Below are 17,098 nucleotides of genomic sequence, written 5' to 3' on the forward strand. Positions count from 1 at the left end.
TAACTCTATCGTCACCCATGGTGGCGGATTCCTTTCTGCTGAAATGTTTCGGTCTAGACAACCTTATTTCAGCAGCATCCGCCGCCTTCTTCAACTACCCCTCATCCACAACATTCCGTTATACCTCCTGCAACAGGCCGAAGCCGCGCTCCGACGCATGCATATGCTTCGATAAAGCGGAAGAGTTCGAGGTCTTGAGAGACGTCACATAATGTTCATCGATGTCGCTGCTGGTTACAGTTATTTACCCTTGATACATCCGGCTTGTCGTTATATGCCAAACCGCTGGTTAGGCTTTCGTCAACTACAGTGAAAGCCTGAAATTTTGATGTACAAGGAAAACGACTCCGCCTGGCCTGATGACATCGTACAGTGCGCGAATGCGTCCTGCGGCCTGCGCTATCGTGCGGTCAAACTCGTACCGACGATCTCGCGCCCGGATAGTCTGGGGAAATTATTCTGTCCCTATTGCGGACATCCGAGCGGCGCCGACGCGCGCTATGTCTGGTTCGGCCTGCGTCTTCAATCCCGATCCTGACTGCAATTGCAAATCGAAAAGCGTTGAAGAGATATCAACGTTGCGGCGAACTTTTTAGGTGCCGACTTATCAACAAGTAGGCAGTGGTTCCAGGCTGCACAAGGGGGTGCGACCCCGGCAATCGTTCTATTTCGGGTCTTCAGAGAGTCTTCTGAGCAATCAAAGCGATGTTACGGAGAAAAACATGGTCAACAGATTAGCAACAGTGGCTGCGCTGGCAGTGGGCGGCTACCTTCTTTCCAAGCAGTTCAAGAAAAATCGCGGTTCCGGCATGAGCTCTTCGACGACTGCGTCGATCGAGGTCAATGTGCCGGTCAGCACGGCCTACAACCAGTTCACGCAGTTCGAGGATTTCCCCAAGTTCATGGACAGCGTGCATGAGGTCCGCCAGATCGACGACACCCACCTGCACTGGCGTGCTTCGGTGGCCGGCAAGGAAGAAGAATGGGATTCAGAGATCACCGAGCAGATTCCCGACAAGCGGATCGCGTGGCGCAGCATCAACGGCGTGCCCAATGCCGGCGTCGTCACCTTCCACAAGATCAATGAAAACGTCACCCGCATCATGCTGCAGATGGACTACGAGCCGCAGAGCATCGATGAGCAGGTCGGCGATACCCTGGGACTGGTGAAGATGCAGACTCAGGGAAATCTGAAGCGCTTCAAGCAGCTGCTTGAGGCCAAAGGCGGCGAGACTGGCGCGTGGCGCGGTTCGGTGACGCAGCACTAAGCTGGAAGAGCGTTAAGCAAGGTAGCGGCGTTGATCGCAGGATTGCTTTAACTTCGTGTGAGTTTCGGAAAGCAAAGGCATGTACTTGATGGGTAATGCCCGGCAAGTTCTCCTTTGGATCCTGCCTGAAAGCATACGCCGACAGCCGTCTGAGTAGAGATTTCTCGATGAACCGCAGGTCGCAATGGCCAGTTCTTCAAGGATTCTCTACTTTTTTTCAGGTTACCTCAAATCACCTTGTTGAAAATTATGGGAAGTCTCATTTCCGGATGTTTTATCAGGAATCCCATATTTAACCAAATTGCGAAGCTCTTCCGCACTTGTGTAGTTATTATTGTCGTTCGGATTAATAATAGCTAAGCCACCTACTTCCAAAATTTGCCTCGCTGCTTCTCTCGCTTCGGGAGAAAACGCAACTTTTTCGCCATTAAAGTTTTTTACGTATCCCATCTCTGAAATCATTCTTAAATTTCCCTCTGTGTAACCAACATCCATATTAGGGAAACGGCGATCCAGTTCATCAGCAAGTACCGGTGCGGCTTTGTTAACGACGTTTTGTATTTCCCCTTTTATCTTCGGTAATGTTGAGGAAAAATTCAATACTTCCTCATTCTTCTTTGGTAATGTTGAGAAAAAATCCGATATTGGATTTGATATGGATGCGGAATTTATTGTAGTCATTCAGGCCTCTCCAATTTGAAATTAAAAAAGGTTTTTTAATCAAATATATTCCAGGCGAGATATCACTATCTGCTTTGCCGGTTTGCTCAGGTTTATGCTGAATCGCCAAGCGGTTCGATCGCTTTCTCTGATACCCGGTAGAATACCTCTCTGCAGTGAAGCGCTATGTCATGGAACCGCTTGATCCGACATGAATATATGTAAAAAATTTAACGCTTAGTACTTTTGTGTGGCGAAGCCGACGATAAAGTTCCTGACGACAGTGCATTCAGTTACAACATTTCACTGCAGCAGTCATGAGACGCACGCCAGCAGAAGCGCTGTTCTTGCAAGAATCGATGACCATCCCTTAAACCATGGCTGTACATACTTGCAGCCATAAATATCCTGCGCAATCTCGTTCCAGACGGCTGACATCAGTAGTTCCAGCGTAAAATCCCCTGCCCCGTACTTTTATGGCGCCGCCTGCGAAAGCGGTCTTCCCGCGTCCGGGATACGGTGCGAACGCTTTCAGGCTCGTAAGAGAAACAGACAATGTCAAGTAATGCAATGGATATCGACCAACCAGCCATGCTGGTAACCGAACGCCTGATCCTGAGGCAATGGCAGCAACGCGATCTCATGCCTTTCGCGGCAATGAATGCCGATGCAGAGGTCATGCGGCATTTCCCCGCGCCGCTGAATGTCGAGCAGAGCAATGCGCTGGCCGGCCGCCTGTGCCAGCTCATCGCACGCGACGGATGGGGCTTCTGGGCGGTGGAGACCCGCAGCCATGCGGAATTCATCGGCTTCGTCGGGCTGCGGGAAACCATGCCGGACATGCCCTTCGGCTCATGCACGGAAGTCGGCTGGCGGCTGGCGCGCAGCCATTGGGGAAAGGGCTATGCAACCGAAGCCGCGGAAGGGGCGCTGCGTTTCGGTTTCGAGAAGCTGGCGCTGGAGGAAATCGTGTCCTTTACCGCCTTGTCCAATCAACCGTCGCAGGCGGTGATGCGCAGGCTCGGCATGCGCCGCAATCTGCGCGAAGACTTCGACCATCCCGCAGTCCCGGAAGGTCATGCGCTGCGCCGGCATTGCCTGTACCGGCTGTCGTACGACATGTGGCGGGAACAGCGTGCCTGACGCATACCGCCTGGGCTTATGGGCTGCGATGTGCAGCCTCTCGGCCTGACTCTTTCACCGCTTCAAGCCTGGTGCCGGAAGCTCAGGCCGGCCTGGTAGTTTCGGCAAGATCGGCCAGGGTGCCGACATATTCATTGCGGCACCCGCCGCATCGCGAGAAATCCAGAGATCGCAGCTTGCAGGTGCCGAGCCGGGCATCCCTGGCTTGGCTTTGTTCTTCAAGCGCCATGCCCAGACATTTCAGCGCGGCTTCCAGCGCGGTCCACTCATGCGCAAATGCCCGCTCCCGCTGGTCAGGCGGCTGTCGTCGAATGCGCGTTGCCGCTTCCGGCGGCAGGTAATCCTGCATCACCGCTTCCCAGTCCGGCATCGCCGATACGCGCATGAGATCTACGCCTGCCGGGTGCCGGCTGAGAGCGGCGATCGAGCAGCCGGGTTCATGACTGATCGACAGGTGGACTTTCATGCCGCGCACCACGGCGTACGGTGCTTGGCCCGGCTGCGTCACCAGTTCTACCAATTCGGCCGGCACCGCATGCTGCAGCGAGAGGACGTCGCGCAGGGCCGCGCGTATTTTTGCGCGTGCATCGTGCCGTATCGCCGAGTCGGCGGTCGCGACGCTGACGACGAGCGGGTCCGCGGCGATCTCGCGCAGCTTGAGCCCTTCCGGCAGCGGCCACGGATAAACCTCGACGGGAGCACCCCGCACGGAATCAGTCCCTCTCCGGCTGTGCCGGGCAGCCGTGCCAGCGCGTGGCGGATGGAATATGCTCGCCTTTCATCACCAGCGTAAGCGGGCCGAGCCGCGCATGGTCCTCGACCTTCGCGCCATACAGCACGGCGCTGCGCGGGCCCATGTAGACGCAGCGTCCGATGTTCACGTCGTCGATCTTCATTACCCGGTCCTCGAACAGGTGGGTCTGCGGACAAGACAGCGCATTGATCTCGCTGTACTCGCCGATGCGCACGCAGTCGAATTCGGTGATGTCGGTGGTATCCATGTACACCCCGCGCCCGATGCGGGTACCCAGCAGATTCAAGGCCGGCGGCAGCCAGGGCGTGCCGCGCAGGTAGCGCATGAAATTGGGCACGGCAATGCCTTCGTAGAGATTCGTCACCGCTTCAGACAGCCAGACGAATGGCGTCCACATCGGCGCATTGCGCTTCTGATACCGGTACAGCAGCGTCCACTTCAGCAGGGCGACGAAAAGGAAGGTGCCCGCGCCGTAGGCCAGGCCGGCCATGGTCAAGTCGGCAACGGCTTCCAGCCAGCGTCCGGCGCCGGCCAGCGGCATCACGTCGAGCACGATGGTATAGCCGACCGCGATCACGATGGCGTGCGGCGCGATGATGCGGAAGGCTTCGACCAGTCCGCGTGCGAGGCGGCGCAGCGGCGACGGACGAAAGGTCAGCTTCTCGGGGAATCCCGCGGTCTCTTCGCGCGCCGGCAGGTGCATGGGCGGAGAGCCCAGCCAGGTGTCGCCGTCGCGGATGGCGGCGTTGTCCGGCACGGTCGAATGCACGCCGATCAGGACATTCTCGGGCAGCAGCGTGCCGTCGGGAATATAGGCGCCGTTGCCGACGAAGCTGCGGCGCGAGACCTCCGTGGGTTTCATCGTCATCCAGCCGCCGTCGATGCGCTCGTCGCCCAGCATGACGGCATCGGCGATGAAGGTATCGTCGCCCAGCGTCAGCATGTCGGGTACCAGGCCGAGCGCCGTGGAGATCTCCGCGTTGCGGCCCACCTTGGCGCCGAGCATCCGGTACCAGGACGAGGCATAAAGCGTCGCGTACAGGCCGTGCAGCACGTTCAGGCTGGATTCCTGAATCTGGTTGACGAACCATTTGCGGCAGTACAGGTTGCTGTGCACCGGCCAAGTGCCCGGCTTCATGCGCGGCAGCACGCTCCAGCGGATCAGCGCCGACAGCAGCAGGGTGCATACCACCAGCACCGCCGTGGCCGGGAAGGCGAGCACGAAGTAGCGCGCAAGCTGCCACGCGATGCCGTTGCCCTGCAGCCAGGTGAAGTGGCTGCCGGTATCGAGCCAGTCGATCAGCATGAAGCTGGGGAAAACCGGCAGGAAGAACAGCACCGATACCAGCAGCGCGCCGACGGCAAAGAAGGCGGTTTCGCCGGCGCGGCGTTTGCGTGAGGCCACAGGGCGGGGCGGATTGTCCGAAGGATCGAAGGCGCCGGCATCGGCGGCGGGAGATCCCTTCCAGATGCGTTCCGCGGGTACCGACCTGCCGTCGCTCAATGCAGACTGTCCTTCCAGATGACCGAAGGCGCCGACGGAGGTATTGCCCTCCAGGACCGCGTAGGAACCAATGCAGGCATCGGGGCCGATGTCGATCGCGCCGAGATGCAGCATGCCCCGTTCGACGCGGGCATTCTCGAAATTGACTGCATTGCCGATACTTGCGCCGTCGCCAATGCAAAGAAGATCGGGCGACCTTATCGTCATCGATCCGATCGTGACATCGTCACCGACCTTGGCGCCCAGCGCCCGCAGCCACCATGCCTGCAATGAGGAGCCGGTCAGCAGGTAGGCTGGCACCGCCTCCACCAGCCTGTCGGCCAGCCACCAGCGGTAATAAGTCATGCCCCACAGCGGATACTTGCCCGGCTTGAGGCGGCCGGCGATCAGCCATTTGCCGCCGATCGCCAGCGCGAATTCGAGCAGCGTGGCCGCCACGAAGACGGCAATCGATACGGCAACGGCCCGCAGGACGGAATCGCCCGGATCACCGGTGAAGAAATGGTAGGCAAAGAAGGGCGCCAGCCACTGGCCCATCCGGATCGATACCAGTGCAGGCACGGCCGCGGCCTGCGCGAGCGCGCAGCGCCAGCGCCTGAATGCGCTCGGCGGCGTCCATTCGGTATCGACCTGGGCGGCTTTCGGCTGAACGGCTGCAATCGCCTGAGCGATGCGTTCGATGCTGCGGTTCTGATAAATGTCGCGCACCGTCACATGCGCGAAACGCGGATCGGTCCTCAGCGTCGACGCCAGGCGCGCGGCCAGCAGCGAGTGGCCGCCGAGGTCGGAAAAGAAATCGGCGCTGCGGCGGATCGGCTGGCCGGGGAACAGCTTGGCCAGCGCGGCGAACAGCGCCTCTTCCTCCGGTGAGGCCGGGACGTCGCTTTCTGCGTTCGTGCCGTCAACCGGCGCCTGTGCCAGCGGGCGGGCCTTCAAGGCCTTGCGGTCGATCTTGCCCGAGGTCAGGCGCGGCATCTCGGCAAGCACTTCATAGCTGCCCGGCACCATGTACGGAGCCAGCGTCGCCGACAGTGCGCTGCGCAGGGCGGCTGTCGAAAGCTGCTCGTCGCTGTCCGCGACCAGATAGGCTGCCAGCTGGTCGATGCCGTCGTCCTGCCGCAGCACCACGGCGGCGGTGCCCACGCCGGGCTGGCGCGTCAGCGCCGCTTCGATTTCTCCCAGCTCCACACGGAAGCCGCGAATCTTGACCTGGTCGTCGGTGCGGCCTAGGCATTGCACGCGGCCGTCGGCATCGATGCGCGCCAGGTCTCCGGTGCGGTAGAGCCGCGTCTGGTGTTCATTGGTCGCCCAGGGATTGGGCAGGAATTTTTCCGCCGTGAGTTCGGGACGTCCGAGGTAGCCGGCAGCCACGCCGGGACCGGTGATGCAGAGTTCTCCCACCTCGCCGCGCGGCTGCAGGGACAGGCCTTTCTCGATGGCGGTATCGATGACCAGCAATCCGTAGTTGGGCAGCGGCCGGCCGATGGTGACCGGTTCGCCGGCGTGCAGTTCCGCCAGGCTGGCCGATACCGTGGCTTCGGTCGGGCCATACGTATTGAAGACGCGGCGGCCGGGACGCGCCCAGCGCGCCACCAGCGCTTCCGGGCACATTTCGCCGCCGAGATTGATCAGCCGCAGCTTGGGTACATCCTGGTTGAACAAGGCAAGCAGCGTCGGCACCGCATGCAGCACCGTGATTTGCTGTTCCATGAGCGCACGCGGAAGGGCTTCGGGATCAGATGCGATTTCCTTGGGGGCGATCCAGAGCGTAGCGCCGACCAGATAGCTGATCCAGATTTCCTCGAACGACATGTCGAAGGCGACCGAGAAGCCCTGGTAGACGCGGTCCTGTTCGCTGACCCCCAGCATCGCATTTTCGCTGCGCAGGAAATGGCAGATGCTGCCCTGGGTGATCATGATGCCCTTGGGCTTGCCGGTCGAACCCGAGGTATAGATGACATAGGCCGGATCGGCGGGCGAAGCGAGCGTGCGCCTGCGCAGCTGTCCTGATGCCGGAGCGAGCAGGGCTTGCGCTGTCCATGCCGTGCCGCTCCATGAAGCGGCGGGGTCGCCGCCCGCATGCATCGGCGCAATGAACTCGCTGCAGCTGACGAGACCCGTTGCCTGCGCATCGTTCAGGCAGACCGCAACGCGCTCGGCCGGCGTATCGGCGTCGAACGGCAGCCATGCCGCGCCCGTCTTTGCGATCCCCGCCTGCGTGATCAGAAGATCAATCCCGCGCGGCAGCCACAAGCCGACGATCTGCCCCGGCTGGACGCCGGCTTCAATGAGGCGCGACGCGACGCAGTCGGCCTGCGCATTCAGCTCGCGATAGCTCAGGCGCCTCTCGCCATGGATCAGCGCGGTCTGTTCGGGAAGTCGGGCAGCGGTCGCTTCCAGCAGATCGGCCAGGATTTCCTTTCTGATCAGACTCGGTTCGGATGGACCGTGCAGGATCTCGGGCCGCGCAAACCCGTGAAGCGGGGAAGGCGATGAAGGCATTGACAGGTCGACCAGGTCGGTCTGGAGAGATGCGGTCATTGAAAGCTTTGCAATAGCGCTGGGGAAGATGAGCGGAAGACGAGGAGCTGTTGGTTCAGGTGCGAAGACAAGACCTGGACCGAGCCGAGCGGCATGTGAGCACACCGCATATGCAGGCTCGCCTGCATGGGCATGGGGGCCACATCTGCTCCATCAGCTCGCCCCGGCATGCAGGCCTGTTGTCATACTGAACATTGGGTCTTTCGTACGGCGTCGATAAATGCCGAACACCGATGGTTTCCGGTGTTCTTCCTAACGGCGTGCCGAACCATTGCAGTACGGCACGCCGATAGACGGATTCTGATCTAACGCAAGACGATTCGTTCCGTTGACGGAGCACGGACAAAAATCGACGCATGCCGGCGTCTGCTGTCACACTGATCAGACGGCGGCAAGGCAGGTGAGCGGATGATTGCAGGAGGGATGATTTGTCAGCTTATTGTCAGGAGCATCGCAGTGACGATTCGGCATGGACGCGTATGCCGGCTTTGCATCACGGTGGGCTTGTCATTGTTTTGCCAATAGCGCGACCTGTTGTATTCCGAGGTGCTCCGCCCTCAGCTTGAGAGCAAACTTCGTCAAGCTGCCGACCTCGCTGACTCCTTTCCAGTCCACAGGGGTCAAGGGGTGGGATACTGCGTTCAAAGCGGCAAACAGCGAACCTGCTTCGGCAATATAGAGACGAAGATCTTCAATCGATTTGCCGACCGAATTCAGCACGGCTTCTATTGCAGTCTCCTTGCCGTCGTTTTGTTTTGTCCGCAGCGATTGCGATGCGGCCGCTTGCCTGATTCCGTCTTCTGTCCCGGCTGTAAGATGGGACTTCAACCCGGTCAACCAGGCTCCCTTCGCAAGTAGAGTTTCTCCTTTTGTGCTGACCGTGTGAGTGATTTCCTGTTTAAGTGCTTCCAGTGCCTTTTCCGGCAGCGAGCTCAGTACCTCGTTGATCGTTTGCTCCCGCCCGCGCACGCCCTGGTAATGCTGCTGCAGAGCGGCATAGTTTTGAAAATTTGGCTGCTCAAGAAAAGCCGAAAGCGAAGGCGGCGTGGAATCCTTCTCCGCATAAGTGCTTGAAGGATTGCCTGCGCCGTGCGTTCTCCGATGTTCATGCAGGAATGCACTGTTTGCGATGCGGCGGCTATCCGTGCGCGGCAGCGGACGGGCGTGATTTTCTCTCTGGCCTCCGATTTCTTCCAGCGCAAACACCTCGCTCAGCACGGCTTGCGCTTCTTCGGGAGCCAGCATCCGGTCAGTAACGAGATTTTTGCCCTTTGCTTCACCTGGCGCAGCCGGAACAGCATCACGGAGTTTTCCCATGGCCGACATGTAGGCTGCTGTGACGTCGAACGGCTTGTCGCCAGCCTTGCCTGCACGTCCGTAATCGATCACCTTGACGGTGCCGTCATTTCGCACAAGGATGTCCTCCAGGTTGAAGCCCCCATGCGCAATTCCTGATTTCTCGACATGTGCGACAGCCGCCAGCAAGCCGTCGCAAAGATACTGGATCGCTCCCCAGTATTCACGTTCTGTCAAAGAGTTTGTTTCCCGGTGCCGGCGAAGCGTGTTGGCGGCGGCCTTGGCATCGCGGCCGGGGATGGCTTCCATCAGCATGGCATGCATTGGAACACCCTCTACGTTCATGGTCACGATGCCATAGATTTCACATAGATTCGGATGCGTACCGAGCGGCTTGCCATCGTGTTTCGCGTCGATGATGCTGCGATAGCCATTGAATACTTCGGCAAGTCTGTCCGCCGTTTCCGTTTCGCCGATGTGCGGAGCATTCGGAGCAGTTCCCTTCAGGATTTTGGCGGCCAGTCGTACTTCGGTGCCTGAGGCGCCTTTTTTCCCTTGGCCCGCAGGCCCATCGCGCCGCATGGCCTTGACACCCACGACCCATGCGGAGTTGCCGCTACCGAGCAATTTCCCCGTCGGCTTCATGCTGTTCCAGTCTAGGTCGGGCGTGCCGGGCAGCGGGCCTGCTCCCGGTACCCACTCCAACGGAATCGCCGTCTTCTGGTTCAGCAATCTCGAAACGATCGCACTGGTAGCCTGTTGACGCCCGGTCCTGGCTCCAGGCTTTTTCGTGTCGCTGCGCAGTATTTCCTGAGATGAGCGGGAAGAGCTTCCTGCCGCTTCCGGCTCCGACAAGCCCGGCGGAGCAGGCGAAATTCTGGATCGCCAAAAGCTTGCTGCATTGCCGGAATGCGGCCGCTTATCCGCCGAAGGGACGGCAGGCTTTACCTCTTCCGGCGAAGAGGCGCCGGCGGCGGGCTTGGCATCCTGCGAGACAGCGTTGTTGATGACGTTCTGGGCTGGTAATCCCGTGATTTTGGCCATTCGCTTTCCTTTGAAGACGTCGACATTGATCGGCAGGCACGCCTGTCTACGCTCTTATACGTAATTGGGTGATTGCGGCTGCCAGGCTGGTTCCCTCCTGCAGTTAAGTGCAGGAGTTTTGCAACGCATGGGCGGCCGCCGGAAAGGTTTCCGTTTCCGTCCATCCGGCATGAGTGGCGCGGCAGCGGGAAGAGTTCCATCGCCTGAAGACATGATTTACAGGCATGAACCTGCGGCAGGGAAAGCCGCCTGCCGGAGGAAGAAAACGGACGGAAATCGAATCCGGCGCTGCGCTACATCACGCCGTAGGTCATGCCCAGTTCCCGCAGCATGCGCCGGTAGGCGGCAGACAGCCGGTCGGCGCGCTGCGGCACTTCGATGCCGTAGTCCAGCGGCAGGCGCCTCGGGCGCTGGGATTCGAGAATGGCCAGATCCTGGCCGAAGATGCGGTCCTGGAAGGCGCGCAGTTCGTCGTCGCCGGACGCCGAATTGGTCATCGCAAGGATGATCCAGGCGCGGCAATGCTCTTCGTCGACCGGCTGCACATGCAGGCTGATCGCTTCGGTGTAACCGTCCTGCTGCTGCGGCAGCTTGGTCAAGATGGCCGACAGCGGCCGCACCACGCGATAGGTGTATTCGACCATCGACCCCTTGTCCGACAGCAGGTTGGAAAGCGGCTGGTAGGCAAAGCATTCTGTTGCGATCACGCCCTGCATGCCTTGCTCGCCCAGGCCGTCGTCGAAGGGCGCGACCTTGTAGTCGGGTACCTCGGTATGGGCCGGATCACCGAGGATGCCGGTATGGATGAAGGAAAAATGCGCCATGTCGAGAAAATTCTCGATGATGCGCGGCCCGCAGGCATGCACCGCATACGGGCCGCAGATCACCTTGCGCAGCCCCGGATCGGCATGCTCGGGGAAGGGCAGCAGCGCCCGCTTCGGCTGCCCGAGGCAAACCCAAACCAGCCCGAAGGCTTCCTGCGCATGAAAGCGGCGGGTACAGGCGGCCTTCGGCGGCGTGTCGCGCGGATGCGCCGGCTGCAGCCGGCACTGGCCGGTCGCGTCGAACTGCCAGCCGTGATAGGCGCATACCACCCTGTCTTCGGCCACGCGGCCGAGCGCGAGGCTGGCGCCGCGGTGCGGACAGCGGTCATCCCAGGCATGCACCGCGCGGTCGCTGCTGCGCCAGACGATCAGATCCTGCTCCAACAACCGCGCCGGCAGCAGCGTGCCGGCTTGCAGGGTAGAGGCAGCGGCAACCGGGTGCCAGTCGTTCAGCAGAAGTTCGTCGGTCATGAATGGAGTCGCCGATGGGCAGGTGGATTAACAAAGTGGGAACGAATGTTTTTACAAAGTTGTACTACGTTGGTACAAAGTTGGAATTTCTCCGTCCCGAAGCCAGGCTGCGGCGGCATGCTGGACGCGCCGCAGCCAGCTGCGTTGCTTTCGTTGCTCGCGCAGCTTATTTCGGAATCGAACCCTCCACGCCCTTTACATAGAAGTTCATCCCCTTGAGCATGCCGACCTCGGCTTCCTTGCCGGCCGGGACCACTTCCTTGCCCGACTGGTCGACGATGGGGCCGGTGAACACGATGGGCTTGCCGGCGGCAAGTTCAGCCTTCCTGTCAGCCACGACCTTCTTCACTTCATCCGGCAGCGCGGGATTGAGGCTGACCAGGTCGATCGAGTTCTCCTTCACGCCCCACCAGGTCTCGCCGCTGCTCCACTTGTTGTCCAGCACCGACTGAATGGACTGCTTGTAGTAAGGCGTCCAGTTGATGATGGCGGAGGCCAGATGCGCCTTCGGGCCGAACTTCGACATGTCGGAATCCCAGCCGAACGCATACACCCCTTTTTCCTCGGCGGCTTGCACCGTGGCGGGCGAGTCGGTGTTCTGGATCAGCACGTCGACGCCCTGGCTGATCATGGTCAGCGCCGCATCGCGCTCCTTCGACGGATCGAACCAGCTCGAAATCCAGATCGCGCGCGTGGTGACCTTGGGGTTCACCGACTGCGCGCCGAGCGTATAAGCATTGATGTTGCGGATCACCTCGGGAATCGGGAAGGAGGCGACCACGCCGAGCTTGTTGGACTTGGTCATCTTGCCGGCGATGACGCCCGCGAGATAGGCACCCTCGTAGGTCTTGGTTTCATAGACCGCCATGTTGGGCGCAGTCTTGTAGCCGGTCGCGTGCTCGAACTTGATGTCCGGGTTCTGCTTGGCCACCTTCAGCATCGGTTCCATGTAGCCGAAGGTGGTGCCGAAGATGAGCTTGTTGCCCTGGGAGGCAAGGTCGCGGATGACGCGCTCGGCGTCCGCGCCTTCGGGGACTTTTTCGACGAAGGTGGTGGTGATCTTTCCGGCGAATTCCGCCTCGACCGCCTTGCGCGCATTGTCGTGGGCGAAGGTCCAGCCGGCATCGCCCACCGGGCCGACATAGATGAAGGCGACTTTCAGCGGGTCCGCTGCTGCGGCGGCAGCCGCTGCAGGCGCAGGCGCCGCGGATGATTCGGCCGGCTTGGATTCTTCCTTCTTGCCGCAGGCGATCAGCATCAATGCCGATCCGGCAATGGCAAGTCCGGATTTGAGCGTTTTACGTTTTTTGATATCCAGCATAAGGGTCCCTGATGATTGATACTCGTGAAGACATTCATTACTACATCGGTGCTGCATAGCAAGTTCCAAGCCAGTCGCCTGCGCGAACCGGCATGATACAACGCATTGAAAAGCACTGGTACGGTGCGGTATCTATGGTTTCAAACGCTGCACCTTGCAGGAAGCGCCTCGTACGGCGCGTCCATGCACGAAGACGGAGCAAGATGTGCCTTCGCGCAGGCATGCCTGGTCAGGGTAGAATCCCGTCCATCCCGATCAGTATGCAGAGCGGCAGTTGAGCCCGCGGCGGCTCGTGCATGCCAGGCAACCGACATGACAGAAGACTCCAGCCGACCCAGACTCGTCATCTTCGACTTCGACGGCACGCTTGCCGACTCCTTCCCATTCTTCATCCGCAGCTTCGATGTCCTCGCCAGCCGTCACGGCTTCAAGCCGATCGCCGGCCACGACCTGGAGACGCTGCGCGGCTTCGACGCGAAGCAGATCATGCGCCATGTCGGCATCCCGCTCTGGAAGGTGCCGCGCGTGGCGTCGGATTTCAGGGGCATGATGGCCAGGGAAATCGATGACATCCCCCTGTTTGACGGCGTCGGCCCGATGCTGCGGGCGCTCGCCCAGGAAAAGGTGAAGCTTGCCGTGCTGAGCTCGAATTCCGAAGCCAATGTGCGCGCCGTGCTCGGCCCCGAACATGCCGGCCTGATCGAATGCTACGCCTGCGGCGCATCGCTGTTCGGCAAACGCAGCAAGCTGCGACGCATGCTTGCTGCGATGGGTGTCGAGCGCCGGCATGCGCTGTGCATTGGCGACGAAGTACGCGATGCAGAAGCGGCGCGCGGCGAACGTCTGCGCTTCGGTGCTGTGACTTGGGGTTATACGCGGGCCGACGTGCTGGCGTCGGTCATGCCGGATTATCTGTTTCGGCAGGTTCATGATATTGCGCCGGCATTGCTGGGCGGGTTGGCGGCGCAATAAGCCAGACGGCGCTTCATTGCTTCACACCCTTCGTCAATAACGATTTTCCATTCTTGCATTCTGAGCAATCAGGCAACCAGGAATTGCCTGATTGCCTGCACTCGGACATCTGCCAGCGTAAACCACGCAGACGCGTACAATTCCCTCTTGACCTTCCAATCACTGGAAGGTCTATCTTCACCATCTAGTCGTCCCATCGTGTGGAGAACATCATGAACACCAGCCTGGCCGAACCAGCCGACACCGCAGACCTGTCCTTCAAGGTGGAGGGCATGACGTGCGCCTCCTGTGTTTCCCGAGTGGAAAAGGCGCTCAAGGCCGTGCCGGGCGTGCGCCAGGCCTCGGTCAACCTGGCCACGGAAACCGCAACGGTCAGGGCCGGCCGCGAGGTTAACGCGGAAAACCTGTCCCAGGCGGTTGCCAAGGCCGGCTATGCGGTGCCCGCAGAAAGCGTAAGCCTCTCCATTTCCGGCATGACTTGCGCGTCCTGCGTGATGCGGGTCGAGAAGGCGCTCAAGAAGGTGCCCGGCGTCACCGATGTTTCGGTCAACCTGGCCACCGAAAAGGCACAGGTCAGCGCGGTCGGCGTGCCGCTGGAGGCACTGATCGCGGCAGCGGGCAAGGCCGGTTATGAAGCCGCGCTCGATGTGCCGGAAGGGCAGGGTGGCTTGGACGTTGCAAGGGACGGCCCCATGGTACTCCCCGCATGGTGGCCGGTTGCCGTCTCGGCGCTGCTCAGCCTGCCGCTGGTCGCGCCGATGCTCGGCATGCTGGCCGGCCGCGACTGGATGCTGCCGGGCTGGTGGCAGCTGGCGCTGGCCACGCCGGTGCAGTTTTGGCTGGGGGCGCGCTTCTACCGTGCCGGATGGAAGGCCCTGCTGGCGCGGTCGGGCAACATGGATCTGCTGGTGGCAATCGGCACCAGCGCTGCCTATGGCCTGTCGGTCTACCTGCTGCTGGCGAATACCGGGCATGATGTCCACGGCAGTGCGCCGCACCTGTATTTCGAATCCTCAGCAGTCGTGATCACGCTGGTGCTGCTCGGCAAGTGGCTGGAAATGCGTGCCAAGCGGCAGACGGTCGCCGCGCTGCATGCGCTGGAAAACCTGCGTCCCACCGAGGCCATCCTGCGCAGCGGCGTGTTGGAAAAGCCGGTGCCGGTCTCATCCGTTCGGGTTGGCGACGTATTGGTCGTGCGGCCCGGCAGCCGGGTACCGGTCGACGGCAAGGTGCTCGAAGGCAGCAGCCATCTCGATGAGTCCTTGCTGACCGGCGAAAGCCTGCCTGTCAGCAAGACCATCGGCGACAAGGTCACCGGCGGCGCGGTCAATGCCGAAGGCCTGCTGGTGATCGAAGCCACAGCGGTGGGCGGCGCGACGATGCTGTCGCAGATCATCAAGCTGGTAGAGGATGCGCAGGCGGTCAAGGCGCCGATCCAGCGCCTGGTGGACAAGGTCAGTGCGGTGTTCGTGCCCGTTGTGCTGCTGATTTCCGTTGTGACACTGCTGGCGTGGGGACTGCTGACGGGCGACTGGGAGCAGGCGCTGCTCAATGCGGTCGCGGTGCAGGTGATTGCCTGTCCATGCGCGCTCGGGCTGGCGACCCCGACTTCGATCATGGCCGGCACCGGCGTGGCGGCGAGATACGGCATCCTGATCAAGGATGCGGAAGCACTGGAAACCGCGCATGCGGTCACTACGGTTGCCTTCGACAAGACCGGCACGCTGACCGTGGGCAAGCCGGCGGTGGCCGCCATCGAAGTTTCGGAAGGCCGGACGGAAGACAGTCTTCTTTCGCTCGCCTGGGCGGTGCAGCAGTACAGCGATCATCCGCTCGCCAAGGCAGTGGAAGCCGCTGCCGGAGAGCGCGGCATTCCCGCACCGGCAGCGGCCAATGCCAGGGCGCTGGCAGGGCGAGGCGTCCAGGCCGACGTGGGCGGCATGACGGTGTACCTGGGCAACCGGCGCCTGATGCAGGAATTGCGGATGCCGCTCGCCTCGCTGGAAGAGGCCGCACGGCGCCATGAACAGGCAGGGCGCACGGTTTCATGGCTTGCCGTCTCCGAAAACGGTGAGCTGCGCCTGGCCGGCCTGCTGGCCTTTGGCGATGCGATCAAGCCGGCCGCCGCCGAGGCGGTGGTCCGGCTGCATCGGCAGGGCATACGCTCGGTCATGCTCACCGGCGACAATGCCGGAAGCGCCGCTGCGGTTGCCAGGGCGGTCGGCATCGAGGACTTCCGCGCCGAAGTGCTGCCCGCCGACAAGGCCGGCGTGGTGGCCGGACTGAAGCAAGGGGGACACAAGGTGGCCATGGTCGGCGACGGCATCAACGACGCGCCGGCGCTGGCTGCTGCCGATGTCGGTATCGCCATGTCCACAGGCACCGACGTGGCCATGCATGCGGCCGGAATCACGCTGATGCGCGGCGACCCGGCGCTGGTGGCGGAAGCGATGGACATTTCCCGCAGGACCTACCGCAAGATACGGCAAAACCTGTTCTGGGCCTTCATCTACAATCTGGTCGGCATACCGCTGGCGGCCTTCGGCCTGCTCGATCCGGTGATCGCCGGCGCGGCGATGGCATTGAGTTCGGTGAGCGTGGTCGGCAATGCCCTGCTGCTCAAGCGCTGGAAACCCGCTGCGGCAGACACCGGGGTCTCGAATACGATGGAAAGGAGTGCGGCATGAATATCGGAGAAGCGGCAAACGCCTCCGGCGTGACAGCCAAGATGATCCGCTATTACGAAAGCGTGGGCCTGATCGGCCAGGCGGCGCGAACCGATTCCGGCTACCGCCAGTACGGGCCGAATGAAGTGCAGACGCTGCGCTTCATCAAGCGCTCGCGCGAACTCGGGTTTTCCGTCGAACGCATCCGCACCCTGCTGGCACTGTGGGGCGACCGCGGCCGCCGGAGCGCCGACGTGAAGACGCTGGCGCGGCAGTACATCGAGGAGCTCGACCGGGATATCGAAAAGCTCCAGACCATTCGCGACCAGCTGCATCATCTGGCTGATTGCTGCCACGGCGACAATCGGCCCGAGTGTCCGATTATTGATGACCTGGCCAAGCGGGCGTGAGGGAAGCGGAGACGGCAGTGTAGTCAATGAATCTCCCGAGTCGATAAGGCCGCCTGCTGATCTATCGCTTAGGTTGCAACAAAGTTGTTCCATCGCCGGCCTCCAACACTGAAGGCAGGCGATGCGTTTTCGCAGCGAACAGCGTGATATTTGTTTGCCGCAAACAAGCGCTTGGCGCGACGCTTTAAGATAGGGCTTTTTCCGCCGGCCGTGACCGGTCGGCC

12 protein-coding genes are annotated in these 17,098 nt (G+C 61.1%); 6 read left to right on the forward strand and 6 right to left on the reverse strand.

Going from position 1 to position 17,098, the window contains the following annotated elements:
* The first annotated feature begins 328 nt into the window (after positions 1-328).
* Both IGW03_RS22310 and IGW03_RS22315 read left to right on the forward strand, forming a co-directional pair.
* Positions 329-538 carry a hypothetical protein gene (locus IGW03_RS22310; protein ID WP_194724741.1) on the forward strand — a complete coding sequence of 70 codons (210 nt, stop codon included), beginning with the start codon at positions 329-331 and terminating at the stop codon, positions 536-538.
* A gap of 184 nt (positions 539-722) precedes the next feature.
* Positions 723-1,268 carry an SRPBCC family protein gene (locus IGW03_RS22315; protein ID WP_194724742.1) on the forward strand — a complete coding sequence of 182 codons (546 nt, stop codon included), beginning with the start codon at positions 723-725 and terminating at the stop codon, positions 1,266-1,268.
* Positions 1,269-1,490: 222 nt separating this feature from the next.
* Here IGW03_RS22315 and IGW03_RS22320 read toward each other — a convergent pair whose 3' ends face one another.
* Positions 1,491-1,949: a hypothetical protein gene (locus IGW03_RS22320; RefSeq protein WP_194724743.1), complete on the reverse strand. Its 459-nt coding sequence runs from the start codon at positions 1,947-1,949 to the stop codon at positions 1,491-1,493.
* A gap of 534 nt (positions 1,950-2,483) precedes the next feature.
* Between IGW03_RS22320 and IGW03_RS22325 the strand changes: the two genes are divergently transcribed.
* Entirely contained in the window at positions 2,484-3,071 is a 588-nt protein-coding gene (locus tag IGW03_RS22325; protein ID WP_228535938.1) for a GNAT family N-acetyltransferase, read from the forward strand.
* 82 nt (positions 3,072-3,153) lie between these two features.
* Here the strand turns inward: IGW03_RS22325 and IGW03_RS38940 are convergent, their stop codons facing one another.
* The 5 genes from IGW03_RS38940 to IGW03_RS22350 all read right to left on the reverse strand — a co-directional run bounded on the left by IGW03_RS38940 (position 3,154) and on the right by IGW03_RS22350 (position 12,826).
* Positions 3,154-3,780 carry a 4'-phosphopantetheinyl transferase family protein gene (locus IGW03_RS38940; protein WP_194724744.1) on the reverse strand — a complete coding sequence of 209 codons (627 nt, stop codon included), beginning with the start codon at positions 3,778-3,780 and terminating at the stop codon, positions 3,154-3,156.
* Positions 3,781-3,784: 4 nt separating this feature from the next.
* A complete protein-coding gene (locus IGW03_RS22335; RefSeq protein ID WP_228535948.1) occupies positions 3,785-7,831 on the reverse strand; it encodes a Pls/PosA family non-ribosomal peptide synthetase in 4,047 nt (1,348 codons plus the stop codon).
* 546 nt (positions 7,832-8,377) lie between these two features.
* Positions 8,378-10,210, reverse strand: a complete 1,833-nt coding sequence (locus IGW03_RS22340) for a hypothetical protein (protein WP_194724746.1) — start codon at positions 10,208-10,210, stop codon at positions 8,378-8,380.
* Between the two features lie 293 nt (positions 10,211-10,503).
* Complete coding sequence (locus tag IGW03_RS22345) at positions 10,504-11,505, reverse strand: Rieske 2Fe-2S domain-containing protein (protein WP_194724747.1); 1,002 nt, start codon at positions 11,503-11,505, stop codon at positions 10,504-10,506.
* Between the two features lie 166 nt (positions 11,506-11,671).
* Complete coding sequence (locus IGW03_RS22350) at positions 11,672-12,826, reverse strand: BMP family ABC transporter substrate-binding protein (RefSeq protein ID WP_194724748.1); 1,155 nt, start codon at positions 12,824-12,826, stop codon at positions 11,672-11,674.
* A 312-nt stretch (positions 12,827-13,138) separates the two neighbouring features.
* Between IGW03_RS22350 and IGW03_RS22355 the strand changes: the two genes are divergently transcribed.
* The 3 genes from IGW03_RS22355 to cueR all read left to right on the forward strand — a co-directional run bounded on the left by IGW03_RS22355 (position 13,139) and on the right by cueR (position 16,874).
* Positions 13,139-13,798 carry an HAD hydrolase-like protein gene (locus tag IGW03_RS22355; protein WP_194724749.1) on the forward strand — a complete coding sequence of 220 codons (660 nt, stop codon included), beginning with the start codon at positions 13,139-13,141 and terminating at the stop codon, positions 13,796-13,798.
* 212 nt (positions 13,799-14,010) lie between these two features.
* On the forward strand, positions 14,011-16,485 hold the full coding sequence (locus tag IGW03_RS22360) for a heavy metal translocating P-type ATPase (RefSeq protein WP_194724750.1): 2,475 nt from the start codon (positions 14,011-14,013) through the stop codon (positions 16,483-16,485).
* A complete protein-coding gene (gene cueR / locus IGW03_RS22365; protein ID WP_194724751.1) occupies positions 16,482-16,874 on the forward strand; it encodes a Cu(I)-responsive transcriptional regulator in 393 nt (130 codons plus the stop codon). Before IGW03_RS22360 ends, cueR begins: the two co-directional genes overlap by 4 nt.
* The last annotated feature ends 224 nt before the right edge of the window (positions 16,875-17,098 follow it).

It is taken from the genome of Noviherbaspirillum malthae, assembly GCF_015352985.1.
Taxonomy (GTDB): domain Bacteria; phylum Pseudomonadota; class Gammaproteobacteria; order Burkholderiales; family Burkholderiaceae_D; genus Noviherbaspirillum; species Noviherbaspirillum malthae.

What these genes read in the sequence shown, in the direction of transcription:
- IGW03_RS22310 (WP_194724741.1), top strand. Translation starts at nt 329, where the DNA reads ATGTACAAGGAAAACGACTCCGCCTGGCCTGATGACATCGTACAGTGC.
- IGW03_RS22315 (WP_194724742.1), top strand. Translation starts at nt 723, where the DNA reads ATGGTCAACAGATTAGCAACAGTGGCTGCGCTGGCAGTGGGCGGCTAC.
- IGW03_RS22320 (WP_194724743.1), bottom strand. Translation starts at nt 1,949, where the DNA reads ATGACTACAATAAATTCCGCATCCATATCAAATCCAATATCGGATTTT.
- IGW03_RS22325 (WP_228535938.1), top strand. Translation starts at nt 2,484, where the DNA reads ATGTCAAGTAATGCAATGGATATCGACCAACCAGCCATGCTGGTAACC.
- IGW03_RS22335 (WP_228535948.1), bottom strand. Translation starts at nt 7,831, where the DNA reads ATGCCTTCATCGCCTTCCCCGCTTCACGGGTTTGCGCGGCCCGAGATC.
- IGW03_RS22340 (WP_194724746.1), bottom strand. Translation starts at nt 10,210, where the DNA reads ATGGCCAAAATCACGGGATTACCAGCCCAGAACGTCATCAACAACGCT.
- IGW03_RS22345 (WP_194724747.1), bottom strand. Translation starts at nt 11,505, where the DNA reads ATGACCGACGAACTTCTGCTGAACGACTGGCACCCGGTTGCCGCTGCC.
- IGW03_RS22350 (WP_194724748.1), bottom strand. Translation starts at nt 12,826, where the DNA reads ATGCTGGATATCAAAAAACGTAAAACGCTCAAATCCGGACTTGCCATT.
- IGW03_RS22355 (WP_194724749.1), top strand. Translation starts at nt 13,139, where the DNA reads ATGACAGAAGACTCCAGCCGACCCAGACTCGTCATCTTCGACTTCGAC.
- IGW03_RS22360 (WP_194724750.1), top strand. Translation starts at nt 14,011, where the DNA reads ATGAACACCAGCCTGGCCGAACCAGCCGACACCGCAGACCTGTCCTTC.
- cueR (WP_194724751.1), top strand. Translation starts at nt 16,482, where the DNA reads ATGAATATCGGAGAAGCGGCAAACGCCTCCGGCGTGACAGCCAAGATG.